General features: G+C 65.2%; 24 protein-coding genes and 1 pseudogene. 17 read left to right on the top strand and 8 right to left on the bottom strand.

Translation table 11 applies throughout. The features are described 5' to 3' along the window. Positions 1 to 7 precede the first annotated feature (7 nt). Positions 8 to 568: a sugar O-acetyltransferase gene (locus MSP7336_RS20555; RefSeq protein ID WP_113964460.1), complete on the top strand. Its 561-nt coding sequence runs from the start codon at positions 8 to 10 to the stop codon at positions 566 to 568. A gap of 5 nt (positions 569 to 573) precedes the next feature. On the opposite strand, the gene MSP7336_RS20550 is transcribed toward MSP7336_RS20555, so the two are convergent. Together MSP7336_RS20550 and MSP7336_RS20545 are read right to left on the bottom strand one after the other, a co-directional pair. Next, positions 574 to 882, bottom strand: coding sequence for a hypothetical protein (locus tag MSP7336_RS20550; RefSeq protein ID WP_232321130.1), 309 nt, complete (start codon positions 880 to 882; stop codon positions 574 to 576). Between the two features lie 612 nt (positions 883 to 1,494). Continuing rightward, entirely contained in the window at positions 1,495 to 1,689 is a 195-nt protein-coding gene (locus MSP7336_RS20545) for a hypothetical protein (protein WP_139819641.1), read from the bottom strand. A gap of 292 nt (positions 1,690 to 1,981) precedes the next feature. On the opposite strand from MSP7336_RS20545, the gene MSP7336_RS20540 reads away from it, so the two are divergent. Continuing rightward, the gene (locus MSP7336_RS20540) at positions 1,982 to 2,668 is read left to right on the top strand and encodes a DUF5642 family protein (RefSeq protein WP_181786870.1); all 687 of its coding nucleotides are present in this window, start codon (positions 1,982 to 1,984) and stop codon (positions 2,666 to 2,668) included. A gap of 7 nt (positions 2,669 to 2,675) precedes the next feature. On the opposite strand, the gene MSP7336_RS20535 is transcribed toward MSP7336_RS20540, so the two are convergent. Together MSP7336_RS20535 and MSP7336_RS20530 are read right to left on the bottom strand one after the other, a co-directional pair. Further along, complete coding sequence (locus MSP7336_RS20535) at positions 2,676 to 4,226, bottom strand: PPE family protein (protein WP_113964459.1); 1,551 nt, start codon at positions 4,224 to 4,226, stop codon at positions 2,676 to 2,678. 172 nt (positions 4,227 to 4,398) lie between these two features. After that, entirely contained in the window at positions 4,399 to 5,148 is a 750-nt protein-coding gene (locus MSP7336_RS20530; RefSeq protein WP_069398037.1) for an enoyl-CoA hydratase, read from the bottom strand. Between the two features lie 37 nt (positions 5,149 to 5,185). Here MSP7336_RS20530 and MSP7336_RS20525 point away from each other — a divergent pair. Further along, positions 5,186 to 5,422 (top strand): annotated as a pseudogene (locus MSP7336_RS20525) (DUF2277 domain-containing protein); the annotation flags it as partial. 13 nt (positions 5,423 to 5,435) lie between these two features. Then, positions 5,436 to 5,984 (top strand): DUF1802 family protein, encoded by a 549-nt coding sequence (locus tag MSP7336_RS20520; RefSeq protein WP_113964458.1) that lies wholly within the window; start codon positions 5,436 to 5,438, stop codon positions 5,982 to 5,984. Here MSP7336_RS20520 and MSP7336_RS20515 read toward each other — a convergent pair. From MSP7336_RS20515 to MSP7336_RS20505, 3 genes are read right to left on the bottom strand one after another with little or no spacing between them, the layout of a single operon-like run. After that, on the bottom strand, positions 5,943 to 6,956 hold the full coding sequence (locus tag MSP7336_RS20515; protein WP_113964457.1) for an alpha/beta fold hydrolase: 1,014 nt from the start codon (positions 6,954 to 6,956) through the stop codon (positions 5,943 to 5,945). The genes MSP7336_RS20520 and MSP7336_RS20515 overlap by 42 nt on opposite strands. A gap of 3 nt (positions 6,957 to 6,959) precedes the next feature. Next, positions 6,960 to 8,612 carry a CocE/NonD family hydrolase gene (locus MSP7336_RS20510; protein ID WP_113964456.1) on the bottom strand — a complete coding sequence of 551 codons (1,653 nt, stop codon included), beginning with the start codon at positions 8,610 to 8,612 and terminating at the stop codon, positions 6,960 to 6,962. A gap of 9 nt (positions 8,613 to 8,621) precedes the next feature. Continuing rightward, positions 8,622 to 9,215 (bottom strand): DUF3558 domain-containing protein, encoded by a 594-nt coding sequence (locus MSP7336_RS20505; RefSeq protein WP_069398042.1) that lies wholly within the window; start codon positions 9,213 to 9,215, stop codon positions 8,622 to 8,624. 118 nt (positions 9,216 to 9,333) lie between these two features. On the opposite strand from MSP7336_RS20505, the gene MSP7336_RS20500 reads away from it, so the two are divergent. From MSP7336_RS20500 to MSP7336_RS20455, 10 genes are all read left to right on the top strand, one after another. Beyond that, positions 9,334 to 10,287 (top strand): metallophosphoesterase family protein, encoded by a 954-nt coding sequence (locus MSP7336_RS20500; protein WP_113964455.1) that lies wholly within the window; start codon positions 9,334 to 9,336, stop codon positions 10,285 to 10,287. Further along, entirely contained in the window at positions 10,284 to 10,961 is a 678-nt protein-coding gene (pptT, locus tag MSP7336_RS20495; RefSeq protein ID WP_113964454.1) for a 4'-phosphopantetheinyl transferase PptT, read from the top strand. Before MSP7336_RS20500 ends, pptT begins: the two co-directional genes overlap by 4 nt. After that, complete coding sequence (gene truB / locus MSP7336_RS20490; RefSeq protein WP_113964453.1) at positions 10,958 to 11,836, top strand: tRNA pseudouridine(55) synthase TruB; 879 nt, start codon at positions 10,958 to 10,960, stop codon at positions 11,834 to 11,836. Before pptT ends, truB begins: the two co-directional genes overlap by 4 nt. 24 nt (positions 11,837 to 11,860) lie before the next feature. Beyond that, complete coding sequence (locus MSP7336_RS20485; RefSeq protein ID WP_069398046.1) at positions 11,861 to 12,970, top strand: mandelate racemase/muconate lactonizing enzyme family protein; 1,110 nt, start codon at positions 11,861 to 11,863, stop codon at positions 12,968 to 12,970. A gap of 79 nt (positions 12,971 to 13,049) precedes the next feature. Then, positions 13,050 to 13,691: a TetR/AcrR family transcriptional regulator gene (locus MSP7336_RS20480; protein WP_069398047.1), complete on the top strand. Its 642-nt coding sequence runs from the start codon at positions 13,050 to 13,052 to the stop codon at positions 13,689 to 13,691. 95 nt (positions 13,692 to 13,786) lie between these two features. Next, the gene (locus MSP7336_RS20475) at positions 13,787 to 14,977 is read left to right on the top strand and encodes a lipid-transfer protein (RefSeq protein ID WP_113964452.1); all 1,191 of its coding nucleotides are present in this window, start codon (positions 13,787 to 13,789) and stop codon (positions 14,975 to 14,977) included. 2 nt (positions 14,978 to 14,979) lie between these two features. Next, positions 14,980 to 15,417 (top strand): type II toxin-antitoxin system Rv0910 family toxin, encoded by a 438-nt coding sequence (locus MSP7336_RS20470; protein ID WP_069398049.1) that lies wholly within the window; start codon positions 14,980 to 14,982, stop codon positions 15,415 to 15,417. Continuing rightward, positions 15,414 to 16,277: a MaoC/PaaZ C-terminal domain-containing protein gene (locus MSP7336_RS20465; protein WP_113964451.1), complete on the top strand. Its 864-nt coding sequence runs from the start codon at positions 15,414 to 15,416 to the stop codon at positions 16,275 to 16,277. The genes MSP7336_RS20470 and MSP7336_RS20465 overlap by 4 nt, the downstream gene beginning before the upstream one ends. A 9-nt stretch (positions 16,278 to 16,286) precedes the next feature. Then, positions 16,287 to 17,153, top strand: a complete 867-nt coding sequence (locus MSP7336_RS20460; protein ID WP_181786868.1) for an SDR family oxidoreductase — start codon at positions 16,287 to 16,289, stop codon at positions 17,151 to 17,153. A 48-nt stretch (positions 17,154 to 17,201) separates the two neighbouring features. Continuing rightward, on the top strand, positions 17,202 to 18,425 hold the full coding sequence (locus tag MSP7336_RS20455) for an acyl-CoA dehydrogenase family protein (RefSeq protein ID WP_113964450.1): 1,224 nt from the start codon (positions 17,202 to 17,204) through the stop codon (positions 18,423 to 18,425). A gap of 25 nt (positions 18,426 to 18,450) precedes the next feature. On the opposite strand, the gene mntR is transcribed toward MSP7336_RS20455, so the two are convergent. Continuing rightward, positions 18,451 to 19,146, bottom strand: coding sequence for a manganese-binding transcriptional regulator MntR (gene mntR, locus MSP7336_RS20450; RefSeq protein WP_069398053.1), 696 nt, complete (start codon positions 19,144 to 19,146; stop codon positions 18,451 to 18,453). 38 nt (positions 19,147 to 19,184) lie between these two features. Here mntR and MSP7336_RS20445 point away from each other — a divergent pair, with 38 nt between their 5' ends. The 3 genes from MSP7336_RS20445 to lppU all read left to right on the top strand — a co-directional run bounded on the left by MSP7336_RS20445 (position 19,185) and on the right by lppU (position 21,071). Further along, entirely contained in the window at positions 19,185 to 20,153 is a 969-nt protein-coding gene (locus MSP7336_RS20445) for a bifunctional riboflavin kinase/FAD synthetase (protein WP_069398054.1), read from the top strand. A gap of 125 nt (positions 20,154 to 20,278) precedes the next feature. Next, positions 20,279 to 20,548: a 30S ribosomal protein S15 gene (gene rpsO, locus MSP7336_RS20440; RefSeq protein WP_069398055.1), complete on the top strand. Its 270-nt coding sequence runs from the start codon at positions 20,279 to 20,281 to the stop codon at positions 20,546 to 20,548. 10 nt (positions 20,549 to 20,558) lie between these two features. Continuing rightward, a complete protein-coding gene (lppU, locus tag MSP7336_RS20435) occupies positions 20,559 to 21,071 on the top strand; it encodes an LppU family putative lipoprotein (RefSeq protein WP_069398056.1) in 513 nt (170 codons plus the stop codon). Positions 21,072 to 21,224: the final 153 nt, after the last annotated feature.

Here is a 21,224-nt window from a genome sequence, read left to right as displayed (position 1 = left end):
ACACATCATGACTAGTCAGCGCGACCGCATGCTCAGCGGGGAGCCGTATCGGGCCAACGACTTTGACCTCGTCGCGAGCCGGCGGGCCTGTCAACGACTACTCGCCGAGTTCAACGCGGCGGGCGCAGATGATGACGACGCCCGCGAGCGGGTGCTGCACGCGCTGCTCGGATCGTTGGGCGAAGGTACGGTGGTGCTGCCGCGCTTCCTGTGCGACTACGGAACCTATATCAGCATCGGCGCGCGTAGCTTCGTCAACTACGACGCGATATTTCTGGACTGCGCACCGATCACGATCGGCGATGACGTCTCGATCGGCCCTCGCGTGCAACTGCTGACGGCTCACCATCCGATTGACGACCACGATGCCCGGCGTCAGGGCTGGGAACTGGCTTCTCCCATAACGATTGGCAACAACGTATGGATGGGCGCCGGAGTCATCGTGTGCCCCGGAGTGAGCATTGGCGACGACACCGTGGTCGGCGCCGGTGCAGTCGTCACCAAAGATGTGCCGACTCACGTGGTTGCAGCCGGTAACCCCTGCAGAGTGATCAGGGCAATACGGTGACGTCGCTAGCGCCGGGACTGGATGGCGCGGGTGATCCGCGCAGAGAGTTCGCGATCGTTCAGCAGTTGGTCGACGAGCGCGGACAGCACCTCTTGTCCGGTCACACGGGCCACCCCGAGCCGATCAGCCGCATCGCGCTGCCAGATGTCCAAACCGCGGTGCTGGGCGGGGGTGAGGTCGACCGTTCGCCGAGTCTTCCGGCCACTCGACTGTCCGACGGCGGAAAGCCGTTCGGTCGGCGCCGCCGCGTCGACGTTGCGATGGGGCGCGTTTGGCCGGCCGCCGATGTTGGGTCGGTCGATAGGGGGACTCACCACGTAGATTCCTCTCACCAGCAGTTGGTCAGCAAGTCAGGACATCAGTATGTCCGTACTGTAGCGGCTTCGCAAGCGTCCGCCTCGAATTGCCGCTCCGAAATTGTTTTCTGCAATTAGCTGACCCATTGATACAGGCAATTTATGCGCCTCGTTGACTGGCAATACGATTGCAACTCGATGCCACCTGGGTCGCAACCTGCTCAGGAGATACGTTATAGCGCGACTACGGAGATCAGGAGATCAGTATTATGGTCTTGAACATGTAATTTACTAGTCACCCTAACACCGACAATCTCCGTAGGTCATTAGCAGATGAGATCCGTATTTTGTGATTTATGTGACGGAATTACGGCCCGTTTAGAGCCAAACTGTGAGAATGCTGCAAGATACCAGAAAAATATTGCTGACGGCTAGCAATCGGATTAGTGTCAGCTTTGTTCGAAAACAAACAATTTCGGTGAAGGAGCAATCATGTGGACTTCGGTGAGTTCAGCTCGCCGGGTCGGGGCTGGTGTCATCGGTGCCGGTCTCGTCACCGGTAGCCTGCTGTTCGGCGCCGCCGGGACGGCGCAAGCGGCGCCCGCACCAGTAGCGGTGTCTGGGCCTATGTCAACGGGGGGCCCGGCCTTTGTGAACAATGAGCCGGCCGTGATCCCGGGTGTCACGACGGGCGTCGGGAGTGCGCCCATGCCGGAGTGGTTTTTCCACCACCACCATCACCACTTCCTGCATCACCATCACCACTTCTTCCGGCATCACCACCACCACTTCTGGCACCCGCGGTTCCACTGGTGGCACCCGCATCTGTTCCACCCGTGGTGGTTCTGGTGAGTTAGTGGCCGCTCGCGCTGATCCTTGGTGGGCGGATCAGCCAGCGGGTCCGCGTTGAGATCGCGGGTGAAGTATCCGCCAGGGCGCCCGGCCGCACGTCAGGCCGGGCGTTCGCGGTGGATCAAGACCGGCCAACCCAACTTTGATCGCAATCAGCATTGTGAAAGGTACTGCGATGAATACGCCACAGCGACAACAGTTCTCAGCTGCCCTGGCTGCAGCCTGTCCACGACGGCCACAACGCACAACCCGGCGAGTCGTTTCGATGCTGGCAGTGGCCGGCCTGGGTAGTGTCGCTCTGGCCGCATGCGTCGAAGCGCCCGAACACACGGCGGCTCACTCGGCGCAGCCTCCTGCCCCGAGCAGTGCGCAGCCAGCACCGCCGCCGCCGAAGTACGACATCTCACGCGTTGACAACCTCAAAGACAGCTTTCCGCCCGGCTTCAAAACAGACCCGCACCCGGCGAAAACCCTTGAGCAGCAAGATATCGACAACTCCGGCATCATGCCGTTCACCCAGGCGCAGTTCGATCCACCGCAATGCCGGGCGCTGGTCATTCCACCCTATGTCGACGCCACTGTCGGCACGCAAGCAGCCGGCGTCCGTGGACAGGCAGATCAAGGCGAAATCTATATCGTCGCAATGCGGTTGACGAAGCCGACGCCGGCCGGCCCGCCCCCCGCGGGCTGTGAACAGGTGTCGATGTCTGGTGCTTCCCAGGCAACTGGAACCGCCGAAGCGATCCCGGCTCCCAACATCGAGGGGGCCACGACAACCGGGGTCAAGCTCAGTCCCGCTGACACAGACGAGGACCCCGATTATGAGTTCACGGTGGCTCTCGACGATCAAACGTCCATCGTGGTCATGGGAAGTACCGCCGAGCAGCTCAACCCGCAGCAGGTGATGTCAGATCTGCTGGTCAAGGCGGCGTCCGCGGTACGCGGCCAGTAAGGATCGGCTAGGTCGACTTTGTTTCTCCCTCTTGCCGTTCCCAAGTTCCTGGAACCATCGGCAGCTTGGGGTCGTCGCCGAATTCGTCACCAGACAGCGTTGTCAATCCCGCGGCGGCAGCGTCTTTGGCCCCGGCGAACCCCAACGGTCCTGCACCGTGAACGGACATCGCCGGGGCCGCGCTGTCGTACCCGGGCTCGTCAGCGGCGTCCAAACCGGCGTCCATGTATTCGTAGCCGCGTCCCAGATCCCGCACCTTCGCGCGACGACACCGGCGGGCCCGGGCCTGGTCGCGTGTCGCGGCCGCGACAGCCGGCGCGGTCTCCGAAGTCGGGCTCTTGGCCCGGGCGCTGGCACTGGTGCTCATCGGCGAGCCGAACCCGACGTCGGGGCCACCGCTGACCAGATAGGGAAACCCGATGGCCCCCACACCCGCGGGTGGCGGGGAAGCCGGGGGAGTTGGGGCCGGCCCCGGGGCGGGTGTAGTCGGTGCCGGGGCAGTCGTCGGCGCTGAGGCCAGCACAGGGGTGACTCCGACGGCCGGCGACGGTTGGAACCCGGTTTCGACGGGGACTGGTGCGGCGGTTGACGGGGCCGGCTGAACCAGACCTGCCAGGCCCGCTAACCCGGAAAAGCCAGCCACCGCAGCAGTATTCGCCGTCACGATCGGCACCACGGCACTGAGTAGCTGGGGAAAGTTGTAAATGAGTTGGACCAGGTCGAAGATGCGGTGGGTGACGAGTTGGACACCGGCGAGCGCGATGACCGCCATCAACTGAACCGGATTGTGGGCAAACGTCAGCGTCTGTGGGCTATAGACGAACAACCCGTCGTAGAAGCTTTGCCAGACATTCGCCAGCGCACCACCGAAGTCTGTCCCGGGCGGGTAAGCCGTGAAGGGGTTCCCGGGCCAGATGAGTTCCAGCAGACTGTTGCCTCCCTCGAACTGTTGCAGTTGGTGTAACAGGGCAGACAGCCCGAATGGATCGCTGGGGTCAGATGTCGGATCCGCTGCCGCGGATTTCACAATGCGTGGTGCCGGTATGGCCGGCGGCGTCGTGGATACCGCCGTCGCGGACACGGCCTGATACACGCTCATCGTGGTGGCCGCCTGAACCCACATCCGCGCGTAGTCGGCCTCATTCAGCGCGATCGGGATGGTGTTGATGCCGAAGAAGTTTGTCGCCACCAACACGGCGTGGATGGCGTGGTTGGCCGCGAGTTCGGCCAACGTCGGCATCGCGGCCAACGCTGCGGTGTAGGCCGCCGCTGCAATCTCCAGTTGCGTTGCCGCCGTTGCGCTGTCGTCGCTGGCTTGCAGCAACCACGTCAGATGGGGGATATGCGCAGCCGCATACTGCTCGGCAGTGGGGCCTTCCCATACTTCGGCCTGCACCGCACCCAACAAGCCGCTGAGTTCGTCGGCGGCAGCGGCGTATTCGGTGCTCAGCGAACTCCACGCCGATGCGGCAGCGACCAGCGCCGCGGGTCCCGGCCCACTGCTCAGCAGCGTCGAATGCACCTCCGGTGGTGCTGCCATCCAGATCGGCGCCGTCATGACCACCCCTGCCCGGCAGGCGGCTCACTGAGTTCGGCCCTCGCCGCCGACACCTGGCCCCCGTCTCGGGGCGGTGGCTCAAGCGTCGGGACGCGCGGCTAACACGACGGTAGCCCCGGCCGGGCCGTCATGCATGAGCTTTGCAAGAACCCTGCGACTATTTCGCAGGTGCTCAGCGCACCTGGGCGCGGCCGCGTTGCAGCACGGCCTCGCGGTTGGCGGCAATATCTTCGGTGCTGGTCCGGTATTGCCTTGCGGCCGTCGCCTCCAGCCATAGCCCCGTGCTGGTCTGCGAGTCGTCGATGCGGTGGTAGGACGCCAGCAGCGCCCGCACCGCGTTCTGGTTGTTGCTGACGATCGAGCCGGCGAGCTCGCGAGCAGCGGGCAACAGCCGCTCGTGGGGCACCACCTCGGTGACCAATCCCGCCCTGAGCGCCTCCTGCGCGGACAGGTAGTCGCCGGTGAGGCTCATGCGCCGGGCCAGGCCCACGCCGACCTTCTGCGGCAGCCGCACACTGAGCCCCCACGTCGGCAACAACCCGACTCGCGCATGGGTATCGGCGAACCGGGCGTGCTCGGAGGCGATGAGGATGTCGCAATACAGCGCCAACTCCAGCCCACCGGTTACGGCCGCGCCATTGATCGCGCCGATCACCGGCTTGCTCATCGCCGGCCAGCGCGGCGAGATGTCCGGCAGCTCGGTCTGCCGACTCAGCTCTTTGAGGTCCAGTCCCGCGCAGAACACCGGGTCGGCGCCGGTGAGGATCACCACGTCTACGGCGTCGTCAGTCTCCGCTTGCGTCAAAGCGGCGAAGAACCGGTCGCGCAGTTCCGCAGACAGCGCATTCCGCGACTCGGGGCGGTTCAGGGTCAGGGTGCGCACGCGCTCATGGGTGTCGATCAGCAGGACGTTATCGGTCATGACTAGCACCGTAGCGAGGCGCCCTTATCGTGGAGTCATGTGCCGGAACATCACCGAGCTGCGCGGACTCGAGCCGCCCGCTACCGCTGCCGAAATCGAGGCAGCCGCCCGCCAGTACGTGCGCAAGGTCAGCGGGATCACCCATCCCTCGGCAAACAATGTCGATGCCTTCGAGGCTGCCGTCGCGCAAGTAACCGAAGCGACGGCGCGGCTGCTCGAGGAGCTGCCCGCGCGGCGGCAACCGCCCAAGCACCTTCCGCCATTGCGCCGGCCCGGATCGCGGCGCGATGAGCGCCACCGCGCTCAAGGAGTGGAGCGCGGTCGTACACGCGTTGTTGGATGGCCGCCAGACCGTGTTGTTGCGCAAAGGCGGGATTCACGAGAAGCGGTTCCATGTCGCAGCCCGCGAGTTTGTGTTGTTCCCGACAGTCGCCCACAGCCACGCCGAGCGGGTGCGGCCCAGCCACCGAGATCTAGTGGCGGCCGCGGCCGCGGACAGTACCGAGGATCAGGTGACCCTCCGGGCAGCCGCGAAAGTCGTTGCGGCGCTGGAAGTCAACCGTCCGGACAACCTCGAGCAGATTGAAGACCTGCACATCTGGACCACCGATTCGGTCCGCAAAGACCGGCTGGACTTTCGGCCGAAGCATCGGCTGGCGGTACTCGTCGTGCAGGCCGCGCCGCTGGTCGAGCCAGTCCAGATTGCCCGCACGCCCGACTATGCGGGCTGCGCCAGCTGGGTGCAGCTGCCGGTGACACCGACGCTGGGCGTGCCCGTGTACGACGAGGCGGCGTTACGTCGAGTCGCCACCCGGGTGCGCAGCGCCGTCGGCTGACGTCTGATCGGCCAGCACCGCGCCGTCGGGCTGGTCACCCAGTGTCTGAAGCCCAATCGCCTCACCGCTGACGGTGAGTCGAATGATCTGCGCCAGTTGCGGCGCGGCATCACATTGCACATAGTGGTCGGCGCTCGGCACAATCCAGTACCGGTTGACTCCGGGCTTGTCCTTGAGCACGGACTGCCACACGTAGTTGGCGACCCGGACAGGGGCCACGTTGTCGTGCAGGCCCCACACCAGACTCGTATCGACGGCGTTGCGGGAAAGCGCTGCCAGCCAATTCATCTCGTCGGCAGCACGCTCGTGGAGGTACTGAATCGTGTCCGGCAGCACCGAGGTTCCGTCGTTGTGCGCGAAACATTTTGCCAGCGCAGCGATCTCGGGATCAGCGAGTATGCGCCGCGGCATGAAGGTCGTCGCGCCCATCCCGGCAGCCAACATGTCCGGTGTGGTTGCCCTCGCCGTGTCGCGTGCGGTGGCGGGATCCAGCAGTGCCTTCTGAAAGGCGGTGAGGTTGGACAGCGGGAGATAGACATTGCCGTTGGTCAAGACCAGCTGAGCCGGCGCGGCCGCTTGCGCGAGCAGGTCCAGTGCGATCATGCCGATGCTGCTGCCCCGGTCATGGGTGAGCATGGTGTACCGCTCGAGACTCCACACGTTCGTGATCGCGTGGATCAGCAGCCGCGCGTCGTCGTACAGCGAATACCTGTACGGCGCCGGTGGCTTGTCGGAGAGCCCATACCCGGGAAAGTCCAACATGAAGATGTCGAACTCGTCGGCGAGTTCGCGGGTCAGCGCGAAATAGTCGATGCTGGATGTCGGGAAGCCGTGCACGCAGACCAGCCCGGGCGCCCCGGGTGTGCCGCATCGCCGGGTGAAAACCGCGACTTCGGCCCCATTGTTGGCTTCAGTCGTTGAGCGCCAACGGATTTCGGTCCCGCCGGCCCGCCACTCGTCGAAGATGTCCACGGGCTAGTCCGCCTGGACCGGAAGCAGCAGCCGCGAGGTTCCGAAGTGCACGGTGTGGGTGGCCGGCTTCAGCTGCGTGCCGCTCACCGGCGGCTCGTCGGTGCCCAGGTTGCGCGCGTAGCGCGGATGCCAGCCGCCGGCGATGAAAACTCGGATGCGCGACCCGGCGCGGAACCGGTGCGCGATGGCGTCGAGTTCGATGCTGATGTTCTGCGGCGCATGCCGCAGCCGCCGGTAGCCTTCGCTGACGTTGACCGAGCGTCCCCGCGCATCAACCTGGCTCACCCGGACGAACACGTCGACGTACGGATTGTCCGACGTGTGCGCCAACTCGATCACCGGGTTGCCGTGCACGCACAGATCCTCGGTGAGCACGTCGCCGGTGAAGGTCAGCACGTCGTCGCGCCGGGCCAGCCGGCTGTCGTTGCGGTAACCGCTGTCCGGCGACAACAGCGGCCCGCCGATCGTCGGTGTCGGGTTTGCGGGATCGAACCGGAAGCTCGCCGGCGCGGCGGCCGATGGCGGGGTGTGGGCCAGCCCGCCGCCGGGCTGCAGGTACAGCACGTGGGCGTGCGTGGGCGGTGGCCAGTCGGGCAGCTCGCGCCAACCGTCGCCGTTGATGAAGATCCGTGCGCCGGGGTCGCGTCGGATTCCCGACGCGCCGCCCAGGTGGGCATCAAGCCAGGCCAGCGATTCCTGGGTGACGGTGCTCAACCCCTTGGTGAGCATTTGGGTGTGCGTCCACGGGCCGATGGTCAGCGCTACGTCGACGGCCCGGTCACGAAGATGGCGGTATTGCTCGAGCGTCTGCCGCAGGAACAGGTCCTGCCAGCCCCCGATGAGCAGCACCGGGACCTGCACCCGGTCCAGCGCGTCGCGGCATCGCAGCCGCTCCCAGAACGGGTCGGCGCGGTCCGGGTGCTCGAGCCAGGACTCATACCACGGCGCGCCGTCGCCCAGCAGCGCGCGGCCCGCGGCGCCCAGGGGCAACTCGCCGGCCGCCCGGATCACGTTTCGTTGGGCGCGCAATTGACGCAGTCCGGCCCGGATCCGCCCGGGTTCCTCCTGGCGGGCGACCAGATAACTCCAGCCCAAAAAGTCGTTGAGGGTGAACGAGCCGGTGCCCCACGACGACGCGCTCAGATCGTGCGGCCCGACGGTGATCACGGCCGCGGCCAACTCCGGCGGTGGGTCCTGCAGGATCGCCCACTGGGTGAACCCGAGGTAGGACAGCCCGATCATGGCGAACCGGCCGGTGAACCAGGGCTGCCGACGCAGCCACGCGACGGTGTCCGCGCCGTCGTCGACCTCATGAACCATCGGCACGAACGTGCCGGCAGACCCGAACGTCCCGCGGACACTTTGGACGACGACGTGGTAGCCGCGCGCGGCGTAGAGCGCGCCGAATATCAGCGAGAACGGAAAGCCGCGGCCGTAGGGGCCGCGAACCAGCAATGTCCCGACAGGTTCGGTGTCCGGGGCGTAGTGGTCGGCCAGCAGCTCGACGCCGTCGCGCATCGGGATGTGGACCCGGCTCACGGTGTAAGTGGCCGTGGGCGCCGGCAGACGCAGCACTCGGTCGAGGACACGGCTGCTCAAATGCCGGGTGAGACTGCGCAACGACGACCGCACAGGCCGGGCAGATGTGGTTGTCACTGTAGAGGACTAAAAGACGTAGTACGGCGAAAGTTCGTTCGCGCGTTGCAGGTTGGTGGCTGGGCAGTCGACATCGGGATTGGAATAGACCGTCGAGTAGAACAGCGCCTGTTGGATCAGCCCGTAGCTTGTCTTGAAGGCCACCATGCAGGAAACCCACCAGTGGCTGTTGTGGTAGGTCGGCTTCAACACCCAGTACTGCGCGGCGCGGTGTCCGTTGATCGTCGTCTCGAGCGCGTCGGCGGGCAACGTCTTTTCGTAGGTACGCCAGACGATGGGTTCGATCGCCAGCTGGTAGTTGCCCGCGTCGTATTGGCAGCGCAGCCCCTCCTGGGGCTGGGGTGGGCTGAACGCCAGGCCCAACCGCTGCACGACGTCGAACGGGATGTCGTTGCACGGGTCGAACGGGCTCGGGTCGGTGGTCGCGATGATCGGGCTCTTCATGGTGCTGGGCGTCTCCAGCGGCACGCCGGTGGACCGCAACTGCACGGCTGTGCCGCCGGTGCCGGTCGGCGGCGCGGTCAGCAGCACCACCACCACCGCCGTCGCCAGCGCGCCCAGCGCGGCGGTCAGTCGCATCTTCGCGACCCACTTTCCGGCCATGGCGGGGAGTCTAACGAGAACCTGTTCCAATTCACACCGGGTTGGCTCGTGGCCCATGCGTGGCGACCCGCGGCGCCCGGCTCCGCCGCGCTGGCGATCGCCACTACGCTGGTGAGTCGTGGCAACTCGGGAAGGTGCAGGACAGCCGACGCTGTGGGCGGTTTCTGACCTGCACACCGGCCATCTCGGCAACAAGCCGGTCACCGAATCACTGCATCCGTCCTCACCGGACGACTGGCTGATCGTCGCCGGCGACATCGCCGAACGCACAGATGAGATCCGCTGGGCGCTGGATCTGCTGCGACGACGGTTCGCCAAGGTGATCTGGGTGCCGGGCAATCACGAGCTGTGGACGACCAACAAGGACCCGATGCAAATCTTCGGCCGTGCCCGCTACGACTACCTGGTCAACATGTGCGACGAGATGGGCATCGTCACCCCTGAGCATCCGTTCCCGGTGTGGACCGAACGGGGCGGCCCGGCCACGATCGTGCCGATGTTTGTGCTCTACGACTACACATTCCTGCCGGAGGGGGCGACCACCAAGGCCGAGGGGCTGGCCATCGCGCGGGAACGCAACGTGGTGGCCACCGACGAGTTCCTGCTGTCGGCCGAGCCGTACGGCACTCGGGACGCATGGTGCCGCGACCGGCTTGCCGCCACCCGCAAACGGCTGGAAGACCTGGACTGGATGACGCCCACCGTGCTGGTCAACCACTTCCCGCTGGTCCGCGATCCGTGCGAATCGCTGTTCTACCCGGAATTCTCACTGTGGTGCGGAACCACCGAGACCGCCGACTGGCACACCCGCTACAACGCTGTCTGCTCGGTGTACGGCCATCTGCACATTCCTCGCACGACGTGGTATGACGGCGTGCGCTTCGAAGAGGTGTCGGTGGGCTACCCGCGGGAATGGCGGCGCCGCAAGCCCTACAGCTGGCTGCGTCAGGTACTGCCCGATCCGGAGTATGCGCCCGGCTACCTCAATGATTTCGGTGGTCATTTCGTGATCACGCCCGAGATGCGCCAGCAGGCAGAGCAATTCCGGGAACGGTTGCGGCAGCTCCGATGACGGGCGGGTTGCTCATCTCGTCGGTGCTGCCCGACAAGCCGGACAATCTGGCATCCGCCGAGGTGTACTCCGACCCACCCGGTCTGAGGGCGCTGCCCGAAGAAGAGCCGTTGATCGCCCGCTCGGTGGCCAAGCGGCGCCAGGAATTCATCACCGTTCGGCACTGTGCTCGCCTGGCGCTCGGCGAACTCGGATTTCCGGCGGTACCGATCCTCAAGGGCGAAAAGGGCGAGCCGTGTTGGCCCGACGGTGTGGTGGGTAGCCTCACGCACTGCGCGGGCTATCGCGGCGCCGTGGTGGGCCGCGGTACCGCGTTGCGATCCGTCGGCGTCGATGCCGAACCGCACGACGTGCTGCCGCACGGTGTGCTCGATGCGGTCAGCCTGCCGGAGGAACGCCGAGAACTCGAGTTGCTCCCGGAGGGTATCCACTGGGATCGAATCTTGTTCTGCGCCAAGGAAGCGACGTACAAGGCGTGGTTTCCGCTGACCCGTCGCTGGCTGGGCTTCGAGGACGCCCACATCGTGTTCGACGTCGGTGGCTTGGGCAACGAGGGCGAGTTTGTCTCCAAGATCCTGGTCGACGGCGCAACGCTGTCCGGACCACCGCTGACTGCGCTGCGGGGACGGTGGTCGGTGCGAAACGACCTGGTGCTCACGGCGATCGTCCTATGACCGCAGGCCTTGTCGTCGCCGACAAGCCGGCCGGGATGACCAGCCACGACGTGGTCGCCCGTTGCCGACGGATCTTCGCCACCCGCAGGGTCGGGCACGCCGGGACATTGGACCCGATGGCGACCGGGGTGCTGGTGGTCGGGATCGACCGCGCCACCAAGATCCTCGGTCTGCTGACGGGTGCCGCGAAGTCATACGCCGCAACAATCCGGCTGGGACAATCCACCTCCACCGATGACGCCGAAGGCGAAGTGCTGCAACATGTTCCCGCAGCCCATCTGACCGATGACGCGATCGCCACCGCCATCGCCGCGTTCCGCGGCGACATCATGCAGGTGCCGCCGCCGGTCAGCTCCGTCAAGGTCGGCGGCCGCCGGGCGTACCGGCTCGCCCGCGAGGGCCACAGCGTCGAGCTGGCCGCCCGGCCGGTGCGAATCGACCGATTCGAGATGCTGGCCGTCCGCCGTCACAGGGACCTGGTCGACGTCGATGCGGAAATCGACTGTTCGTCGGGCACCTATATCCGCGCGTTGGCCCGTGATCTCGGCAATTCGCTCGGCGTCGGCGGGCACCTCATCGCGCTGCGGCGCACGAGGGTAGGGCCGTTCGGGCTCGAGCAGGCGCGCCCGCTCGAGGAAATCGCCGAGAATCCGAAGCTGAGCCTGGATCTCGACCAAGCGTGCCTGTTGCTCTTCCCGCGCCGGGACTTAACGCCCGAGGAGGCCGACGCGGCCGCCAACGGTCGGCCGCTGGCCCCGGCCGGTATCGACGGCGTCTACGCCGCCGCCACATCTGACGACCGGGTGATCGCGCTGCTGCGCGACGACGGCGCGCGGACGAAATCAGTGGTTGTGATCCGGCCGGCCACGTTGTAGCACCGGCTGCCGCATGATTACGTGATGACAACCACCGTCATCGCGAAGATCGAGACCGTACCGCTGCGCATCCCCTTCCGTGCAGGCAGCACGCCGGGCGCGGCTCTTTGGGGCGACAAGCTATCTGCCGCGGACTCACTGCTCGTCAAGGTGACTACCAGCGACGGAGTCGAAGGCTGGGGTGAAGCCTTCGGTTACGGCGCAGTCGATTCGGCCAGGCTCGCCGTCGACGAACTGATCGCGCCGGTGTGCGTCGGCCAGGACGCCACCTGCATCGGCCCGCTGATGCTCAAGGTGCAGAAGAAGCTGCATGTCTTAGGCCGTGGAGGGCCGGTGACCTACGGGCTGTCGGCGGTGGACATCGCGCTGTGGGATATCGCCGGAAAGCTTGCCAACGCGCCGCTGTGTCAGCTTCTTGGCGGCGGAGCGCCCGAGTTGCCTTGCTACGCGAGCTTGGCCTGCTACTCCGAGCCAACCCTGGTCCGCGCTGTGGTCCGACAAACCCTGGATGCCGGCTTTCAAGCGATCAAGTTGCACGAGGCGGACTTGGCGGCGATCCGGGCAGCGCGCGCGGAAGCCGGTCCCGACGTCGAGCTGATCGCCGACGTCGGCTGTCCCTGGACGTTGGCGCAAGCGCTTGCCGCCGCCGACGAGCTCAAGGCCGTCGGGCTGAAATTCCTCGAAGAACCACTCTGGCCGCCCGAGAATTTCAATGGGTTGGCCGAGCTACGAAGAATGACCGGTATTCCGATCGCCTCCGGCGAAAACGTTTCTACCTTAATCGAATTCGAGCGCATGCTCACCGTCCAAGCCGTGGACTACGTACAGCCGAGCCCGGCCAAGATGGGTGGCGTTACCGAATTGAGCAAGGTTTTTCCGCTGGCAGCCACACACAACATTCCGGTCATGACGCACTCCTTCTACGACGGCCCGGGCTTGCTGGCGGCGGTTCATACCACCGCGGCGCTGGGTGGCCCTGACGCCATGATCGAGCGGCGCTGGTTCGATCTGGAAGCGTCCATTTACGGCGCTGCCCTCACCTCGAACAGTGGCTGGATTTCGGTCCCTCGGGGGCCGGGCTTGGGGATCGACCCCGATCCGGACGTCTTGAGTGCGTATCGGAGAGAAATTTAGATACAATCACGGCTGCATTTAAGTCGCGCTTTCCGGGTATCGTTGGCTCGATTCTCGGCACGGGCGAAAGGGGACCACGATGACCACCGGCGTCGACCCACAAAAGGCTCGACGCACCCAGGCCGAGCGCAGCGCCGCGATGCGAGCGCGGTTGCTCGACGCCACGATCGACTGCCTGGTCACCTACGGTTACGCCGGAACCACGACACCGCGGGTTGCGGAGCGGGCCGGCGTCACCCGCGGCGCCCAAATCCACCATTTCCGGTCCAAAGAAGACCTGGTCGTCGCCGCCATCGAGCACCTGGCCCAACAACGCGCCCAGGCCGCCGTCCGTGAGCTCGGCCGCGTCCAAGCCAGCCCGGATCCGGTGGCCACCGTGCTGGAATTTCTGTGGGAGGCCCACCAAGGGCCACTGTTTGTGGCGTCCGTGGAACTGTGGGTCGCGGCTCGCACCGACCCGGTCCTCGCGCGCGAAATCGAACGGGTGGAACCGGTGGTCAACTCGACACTGGTGGCCGCGATCGCGCAGTTGATCCCGGAGCAGGCGGCGCAAAAGGAGATCCGCAACAGCATCTACACCGCGATGGACGCCCTGCGGGGGATCCTGGTGGCGAGCTTCGTCGACCAGGATTCGGCGCGGGCCCGGCGCCGATGGGACCGTGCCTGCGAGCATCTGCGCGACATCATGACCGGCGTGGTGCCGGCCCTGTCGCACGACTGATTCCGCCCACAACGGCGACCCGCCGACGGCCGCTTCAGCGCCATTGCAAAGATACAGTCTGGTGTGTATGTTTTTGCCCAGTGGGAAGGAGTGCGATGTCGAACAAGGTTTACGTCGTCGGTGTCGGAATGACGAAATTCGAGAAACCCGGCCGCCGGGAAGGTTGGGATTACCCCGACATGGCGCGAGAGTCCGGCACCAAAGCCCTCGAGGACGCCGGCATCGACTACACCGAGGTCGAACAAGGCTATGTCGGCTACGTCTACGGCGAGTCGACGTCGGGGCAGCGCGCTCTGTACGAACTGGGTCTGACCGGCATTCCGATTGTCAACGTCAACAACAACTGCGCTACCGGGTCGACCGCGCTTTTCCTCGCCGCCCAAGCGATTCGCGGCGGAATGGCTGACTGCACCATCGCGCTGGGGTTCGAGAAGATGAAGCCCGGCTCGCTGGGGACCATGTATGACGACCGCACCCAGCCGATGGACAAACACGTCATGGCGATGGCCGAGATCTCCGAGGTGCGGTTCCCGGCGGCGCCGTGGATGTTCGGCGCGGCCGGTCGCGAACACATGAAGCAGCACGGCACCACCGCTGAGCACTTCGCCAAGATCGGCTACAAAAACCACAAGCATTCGGTCAACAACCCGTATGCGCAGTTCCAGGAGTCCTACACCCTCGAGGACATCCTCGAGTCGAAGATGATCTACGAGCCACTGACGAAGTTGCAGTGCTCGCCGACCTCCGACGGGTCAGGGGCGGCGATCTTGGCCAGTGAGAAGTTCGTCGACAAACACGGACTGGGCGGCCAGGCGGTCGAGATCGTCGGGCAGGCGATGACGACCGACTTCGCGTCGACGTTCGACGGAACCTGCAAATCGCTGATCGGATACGACATGAACGTGCAAGCGGCACAACGTGTCTACCAGCAATCCGGTCTCGGCCCGTCGGACTTCCAGGTGATCGAGCTGCACGACTGCTTCTCGGCCAACGAACTGCTGCTCTACGAGGCGCTGGGTCTGTGCGGCGAGGGTGAGGCCGCCAAGCTTATCGACAACGGCGACACCACCTACGGTGGGCGCTGGGTGGTGAACCCGTCCGGTGGTCTGATCTCCAAGGGGCATCCGTTGGGTGCGACCGGCCTGGCGCAGTGCGCCGAACTCAATTGGCAGTTGCGGGGTCTCGCGGACAAGCGCCAAGTCGACGGCGTCAGTGCCGCATTGCAGCACAACATCGGTCTGGGCGGCGCCGCCGTGGTGACGGCTTACCAGCGAGCTGAGCGCTGAACATGGGACACATCGAAGCCACTCGGGAACTGAACGCCAGCCCCGAGGCGCTGTGGAAGACCGTCAGCGACCTGGCCAACTGGGACACGTGGTTTACCGTCCACGAGAAGTGGCTGGAGGAACCACCCACCACGCTCACTGCGGGCTCCAAGCTGACCGCCAAGATCGTAATGCTGGGGATGGCCAACAAGATCGAGTGGACGGTCGAATCAGTCGATGCGCCAACCCATCTGGTACTCAGCGGCACCGGAATGGCCGGCGTCAAGGCCCAGTTCACATTCAGCATCGAGCCCGCCGGCGAGGGTTCCAAGTTCACCGTGTCCGGTGATTTCGAAGGTGCGTTGATCAAAGGTGCGCTGGGCAAGGCGGTGGAAAAGGACGGCGCCAAACAGCTCGACAAGACGCTGGACCAGCTCGACACGCTGGCTACCACCTCATGACCGAAACACTCGAGTTCGACGACACCGGCCTGAACCGCTGGACTGACGACGAGCGTTTCGAGGTAACCCGCGAGCGGCTGGCCGAGTATGCGGCGGCCACCAACGATCCGATCGAGGCGCATCGCGACGGGAGCATCGCGCCGCCGGTGTTCGCGATCGTGCCGGTCTTCGAGGCGCTGCTCACTCCGGCCGTCGACGTGATGCCGGTCGAGGCAATCCCACGAATCGTGCACGGTGAGCAGGATTTCCACTTCCGCCGGCCGATCTACCCCGGAGACAAACTGGTCTCGCGCGCCAAGATGATCGGATATCAAGGTCTGGAAAAAGGCACCCGTGCAGCGATTCTGTTGGAATGCCGCACCGAGGACGGCGAACTGGTCAACGAACAGTACGTCACCGCGTTCGTCCGCGGCCTGAACGTCGGCAAGACGGTCGGCGAACTGAGTCCCGACCACAAATTCGACGAGCGGCTACACGATAAGGCATTAGCTGCCAAGGTGGTGCAGCACATCGACACCGACCAGACATTCCGATATGCCCCGGCGGCCGGTGACCCGATGCCGATCCACCTGGACGAGGACGTCGCCAAGGACGCCGGACTGCCCGGGATCATCGCCCACGGCTTGTGCACTATGGCGTTCACCTCGTGGGCGGTGCTCACCGAGCTGGCCGACTCGGATGTAAACCGGCTCAAGCGATTTGCGGTGCGCTTCTCCAAGCCGGTACTGCCGGGCGACGATTTGGAGACCCGGGTCTGGGAGAAGGACGGCCGGAACGGAATCACCAGCTACGCATTCGAGACGATCCGCGGTGACGACTTCGTGATCACCGATGGTCTCGCCGAGATCGCTGACGAATAGGAAAGACGGATGGGTGTTTTGGAGGGGCGGGTCGCCGTAATCACCGGCGCCGGCCGCGGAATCGGGCGCGAGCACGCATTGCTGTTCGCCAAGGAGGGAGCCAAGGTCGTCGTCAATGATCTCGGCGGCGACAACAACGGCGAGGGAGCCGACAGTGCCCCGGCTCATGAAGTGGTTGACGAAATCACCGCTGCCGGTGGCACCGCCGTCGCCAACACCGAGAATATCGCCAGCTGGAGCGCTGCGGAAAGCGTTGTGCAGCAGGCGATCGACGAGTTCGGCAGGCTCGATGTGCTGGTCAACAACGCCGGTATCCTGAGGGATTCGTTCATCGCCGGGATGGACGAATCGCAGTGGGACGCGGTGCTCGCCGTGCACCTCAAGGGCCACTTCGCGATGCTGCGCCACGCCGCCGCCTATTGGAAGGCACAGTCGAAGGCGGGGGATCAGCCCAACGCCGCGGTGATCAACACCGCATCGGGGTCCGGGGTGACGCTGCCGAATCCCGGGCAAGCCAATTACGGATCCGCCAAGGCGGGTATCGCCGCACTGACCCTGATCGCCGCCGAGGAACTTCAGCGGTACGGCGTGCGGGTGAACGCGATCGCACCGATCGCGCGCACCAGGCTCACGCTGGCCACTCCGGGTATGGGGTCGCTGATGAGCGAACCCGAGGAGGGGGAGCTGGACCTGTTCAGCCCGGCCAACATCTCGCCGCTGGTCGCTTATCTGGCGACCGACAAGTGCCCCATCACCGGCAAGGTATTTGCCGTTCAGGGCGGGGCGATCTCCGAGCTCGCCGGCTGGCACGACGTGAAAACCATTGAGACCGATGGCCGGTGGGAGATCGATGACATCGCGGCGAGGTTGTCCTAGCCACCGCCGCGCGGCCCTGTGGGGACGCAGTGACGAGGAGACCGAGTAATGATCGAGTGGTCCGACACCGACCTGATCATGCGGGATACCGTGCGCGACTTCATCGCCAAAGAAATCCGGCCGCATCTGGACGCGCTGGAAAGCGGTGAGATTTCGCCGTACCCGATCGCGCGCAAGCTGTTCAGCCAATTCGGTCTCGACGTGCTGGCGGCCGAAGCCGTCAAGTCGATGTTAGAGCGCGCCAACGAAGGTGGCGACCGAGGCTCGGCCGGCCTGGGATCCATCCCTGCGCAGGCGTCGATGGCGGCGGTACTGGTGTCCGAGCTTGCCGGTGTCAGCATCGGATTGCTCAGCACCATCGGGGTCAGTCTCGGTTTGGGTGCGGCGACGATCATGAGCCGCGGCACACTCGCTCAAAAGGAACGTTGGCTGCCCGATCTGGTGACGCTGGAAAAGATTGCGGCATGGGCCATCACCGAACCCGACTCCGGGTCGGATGCGTTCGGCGGGATGAAGACCAGTGTCAAACGCGACGGTGACAACTACATCCTCAACGGCCAGAAGACATTCATCACCAATGGTCCCTACGCCGACCTCCTGATCGTCTACGCCAAACTCGACGACGGCTCTGTCGACCGACGCAACCGACCGGTGCTGCCTTTTGTGCTTGATTCCGGAATGCCGGGGCTGACGCAGGGTAAGCCGTTCAAGAAGATGGGCATGATGTCCTCACCGACCGGCGAATTGTTTTTCGACAACGTGCGGTTGACTCCCGATCGGCTGCTCGGTGAGACCGAACAGCACAGCTTGGGCGACGGGCGGGAAAGTGCCCGCGCCAATTTCACGGCCGAACGGTTGGGTGTCGCGCTGATGGCACTCGGCATCATCAACGAATGCCACCGGCTGTGCGTCGATTACGCCAAAACCCGCACGCTGTGGGGGCAGAACATCGGGCAGTTCCAGCTCATCCAGCTCAAGCTGGCCAAGATGGAGATAGCCCGAATCAACGTGCAGAACATGGTCTTTTCGATGCTGGAAAAGTTGCAGGCCGGCAAGCTCCCGACGCTCGCTGAGGCCTCGGCGATCAAACTGTACTCGTCGGAGGCGGCCACCGACGTCGCGATGGAGGCTGTGCAGCTCTTCGGCGGTAACGGCTACATGGCCGAATACCGCGTCGAGCAGCTGGCCCGCGACGCGAAATCGCTGATGATCTACGCCGGCAGCAACGAAGTGCAGGTGACCCATATCGCCAAGGGCCTGCTTGCCGGATGATGCGCGATCGGCTGGCCGCCGGAAACTAGCGGTCCACTACCCAGATCGCGCGGGCGGCAGGACTGCCCAAATCCACGGTGGTCGGCTCGCCGTCGCCGGACTCGACCGATACCGAGATCATCCCGGCGAATTCCCGGCGGGTCAGCACCCGCAGCCGGGAATCGAGACTGATACCGATGCTGTCGAAGTAGCGCAGCATCTCCGGATCGGCATCCGAGATCCGCGCCACGGTGCCCGCGTCGCCGTCGCGGCAGGCCCACAGCTGATGCGCCGGTGGGGTGGGCACCTGACCGTCGGACGCCGGAATCGGGTCGCCGTGCGGGTCGCGCTGCGGAAATCCCAGCTTGGCCTCGATACGGGCGATCAGCCGATCAGACACCGCGTGCTCGAGGACCTCGGCCTCGTCGTGCACCTCATCCCAGCTGTAACCGAGCTCGCTGACCAGAAAGGTTTCCAGAAGCCGGTGCCGGCGCACCATTGCCAGCGCCGCGCGGCGCCCCGACTCGGTCAGCGTGACCGCGCCGTACTTCTCGTGGTCGACCAGACCCTGGTCGGCGAGTTTGCGAATGGACTCCGAGGCGGTGCTGGCCGACACCCCGAGCTTCTCGGCCAACATCTTGGTGCTGACTTTGTCCAGCGACCACTCCTGGGCATTCCAGATGACCTTCAAATAGTCCTGGGCCACCGGGGTGAGCACACCGGGCTCGTCGTCAGAGCGCACACGCGAAGTTTAAGCCTCCCCGCCGTAAGCTTGCGCTTGTGCAGCGGTGGCGGGGGCAGGCCGACATACCCACGGACTGGGGTCGATGCGTGCTCACAATCGGGGTGTTCGACGGTGTGCATCGTGGCCATGCGGAGCTGATCTCGCACGCGGTGAAATCGGCCCGGTCACGCGGGGTGCCGGCAGTGCTGATGACCTTCGACCCGCATCCGATGGAGGTGGTCCGTCCCGGCAGCCACCCGGCTCAGCTGACGACCCTGACCCGTCGCGCCGAGCTGGTCGAGGAACTCGGTATCGACGTCTTCCTGGTGATACCGTTCACCACCGATTTCATGAAACTCACCCCGGACCGCTACATCCACGAACTGCTGGTGGAAACCCTGCACGTGGTGGAGGTCGTCGTCGGGGAAAACTTCACCTTCGGCAAGAAGGCGGTCGGCACGGTCGACACCTTGCGCCGGGCCGGTGAGCGGTTCGGGTTCGCGGTCGAATCGATGTCGCTGGTGTCCGAACACCACGACAGCGAGATCGTGACGTTCTCTTCGACATACATCCGGTCCTGTGTGGATGCCGGTGACGTGACGGCCGCCGCCGAGGCGCTGGGCCGTCCACACCGTGTCGAGGGCGTGGTCGTCCGCGGCGACGGGCGCGGCAAGGCGCTGGGCTTTCCCACCGCCAACGTGGCCCCGCCGATGTATTCGGCCATCCCGGCCGACGGCGTGTACGCCGCCTGGTTCACCGTGCTGGGCCATGGACCGGCGACGGGAAATATCGTCCCCGGTCAGCGTTACCAGGCCGCAGTGTCGGTGGGCACCAACCCGACGTTTTCCGGGCGCACCCGCACCGTCGAGGCCTTCGTGCTCGACACCACCGCCGACCTGTACGGACAGCACGTGGCCGTCGACTTCGTCGCCCGCATTCGCGGGCAGCAGAAATTCGACTCGGTGGACGCTCTGATCGCGGAGATGGGCTGCGACACCGATCGGGCACGCGCTCTGCTGTCCTGAGCTGCTGCGCGGGCGGTATCGTCGCCGGGCGCTGCTAGAATTCCCGACGACCGGGCGCGCGCTGCAGTTCGCGGTGGCAGTCCCCGATATAGCCAAGATCGCGGACCAATTGATGGAGATGTCTCGTGGCGCTTACTGCCGAGCAGAAAAAAGAAATCCTGAACTCTTACGGCCTGCATGAAACCGACACCGGCTCGCCGGAGGCCCAGGTCGCCTTACTGACCCGGCGGATCGCTGACCTGACCGAGCACCTCAAGGTGCACAAGCACGACCACCACTCGCGGCGCGGGCTGTTGCTGCTGGTGGGACGTCGTCGCCGGTTGCTCAAATATGTGGCCCAGATCGATGTGGAGCGCTACCGCTCGCTCATCGAGCGGCTGGGTCTGCGCCGCTGACCAGGCGCTGATGCGCGCGTTGCTGGCGACCGCGACCACGGCACTCGTCATCATCGTGTCGGCCGGAGTAGCGGGCTGCTCGCCGTCGGCGGCCAACGCCGCCGACCTGAAGGTGGGCGATTGCCTCAAGCTCGGCGGCACCGCCGACCGGCCGGAGGCGACCAAGGTCGCGTGCGGGAGCCGACTGTCGAACTTCAAGGTCGCGGCCAGGGTCGCCGAGCGGAGCCAATGCCCGCGTGATGTGGACTCGTCCTACTCGATGCGCAACGCGTTCAGCGATTCGAGCAACACCGCCTGCCTGGACATCGACTGGGTGGTCGGCGGGTGCATGAGTGTGGATCCGGCGAACAACAGCGACCCGGTACGCGTCGACTGCAATGACAAATCGGTGCCGCATCGTCAGCGCGCCACGCAGATCCTGCACAATCTCACAGATCCGGTCGGCGTCGATCAATGTGCCAGCGGGGTGGGGTATGCCTATTCCGAGCGCCGATTCGCTGTCTGCGTGGAGGACATGGTCTAAAGCGCCAGGTAGGCGTGTAGAGTGGGAGCGTTCTGGGCCAGATCGGCCCAAGCAGGTGCGGTCCGCGCAAACCGCGCGCACCGTTCCAGCGTGTCATGACAGGAGCGCCAATCTGCATCGGGCGGTCTTCGGTAGTGGCTGCCGGGCTCCCCA

It is taken from the genome of Mycobacterium shimoidei, assembly GCF_900417275.1.
Taxonomy (GTDB): Bacteria; Actinomycetota; Actinomycetes; order Mycobacteriales; family Mycobacteriaceae; genus Mycobacterium; species Mycobacterium shimoidei.
The sequence above is the reverse complement of the archived record's forward strand: the minus strand, read 5'-3'. Positions and strand labels throughout refer to the sequence as shown.

What these genes read in the sequence shown, in the direction of transcription:
- MSP7336_RS20475 (WP_113964452.1), top strand. Translation starts at nt 13,787, where the DNA reads ATGTCGAACAAGGTTTACGTCGTCGGTGTCGGAATGACGAAATTCGAG.
- MSP7336_RS20465 (WP_113964451.1), top strand. Translation starts at nt 15,414, where the DNA reads ATGACCGAAACACTCGAGTTCGACGACACCGGCCTGAACCGCTGGACT.
- MSP7336_RS20530 (WP_069398037.1), bottom strand. Translation starts at nt 5,148, where the DNA reads ATGACCGATAACGTCCTGCTGATCGACACCCATGAGCGCGTGCGCACC.
- MSP7336_RS20455 (WP_113964450.1), top strand. Translation starts at nt 17,202, where the DNA reads ATGATCGAGTGGTCCGACACCGACCTGATCATGCGGGATACCGTGCGC.
- MSP7336_RS20460 (WP_181786868.1), top strand. Translation starts at nt 16,287, where the DNA reads ATGGGTGTTTTGGAGGGGCGGGTCGCCGTAATCACCGGCGCCGGCCGC.
- truB (WP_113964453.1), top strand. Translation starts at nt 10,958, where the DNA reads ATGACCGCAGGCCTTGTCGTCGCCGACAAGCCGGCCGGGATGACCAGC.
- MSP7336_RS20535 (WP_113964459.1), bottom strand. Translation starts at nt 4,226, where the DNA reads ATGACGGCGCCGATCTGGATGGCAGCACCACCGGAGGTGCATTCGACG.
- MSP7336_RS20470 (WP_069398049.1), top strand. Translation starts at nt 14,980, where the DNA reads ATGGGACACATCGAAGCCACTCGGGAACTGAACGCCAGCCCCGAGGCG.
- MSP7336_RS20505 (WP_069398042.1), bottom strand. Translation starts at nt 9,215, where the DNA reads ATGGCCGGAAAGTGGGTCGCGAAGATGCGACTGACCGCCGCGCTGGGC.
- MSP7336_RS20555 (WP_113964460.1), top strand. Translation starts at nt 8, where the DNA reads ATGACTAGTCAGCGCGACCGCATGCTCAGCGGGGAGCCGTATCGGGCC.
- MSP7336_RS20480 (WP_069398047.1), top strand. Translation starts at nt 13,050, where the DNA reads ATGACCACCGGCGTCGACCCACAAAAGGCTCGACGCACCCAGGCCGAG.
- lppU (WP_069398056.1), top strand. Translation starts at nt 20,559, where the DNA reads ATGCGCGCGTTGCTGGCGACCGCGACCACGGCACTCGTCATCATCGTG.
- pptT (WP_113964454.1), top strand. Translation starts at nt 10,284, where the DNA reads ATGACGGGCGGGTTGCTCATCTCGTCGGTGCTGCCCGACAAGCCGGAC.
- MSP7336_RS20545 (WP_139819641.1), bottom strand. Translation starts at nt 1,689, where the DNA reads ATGCGGGTGCCACCAGTGGAACCGCGGGTGCCAGAAGTGGTGGTGGTG.
- MSP7336_RS20520 (WP_113964458.1), top strand. Translation starts at nt 5,436, where the DNA reads ATGAGCGCCACCGCGCTCAAGGAGTGGAGCGCGGTCGTACACGCGTTG.
- MSP7336_RS20540 (WP_181786870.1), top strand. Translation starts at nt 1,982, where the DNA reads ATGCTGGCAGTGGCCGGCCTGGGTAGTGTCGCTCTGGCCGCATGCGTC.
- MSP7336_RS20485 (WP_069398046.1), top strand. Translation starts at nt 11,861, where the DNA reads ATGACAACCACCGTCATCGCGAAGATCGAGACCGTACCGCTGCGCATC.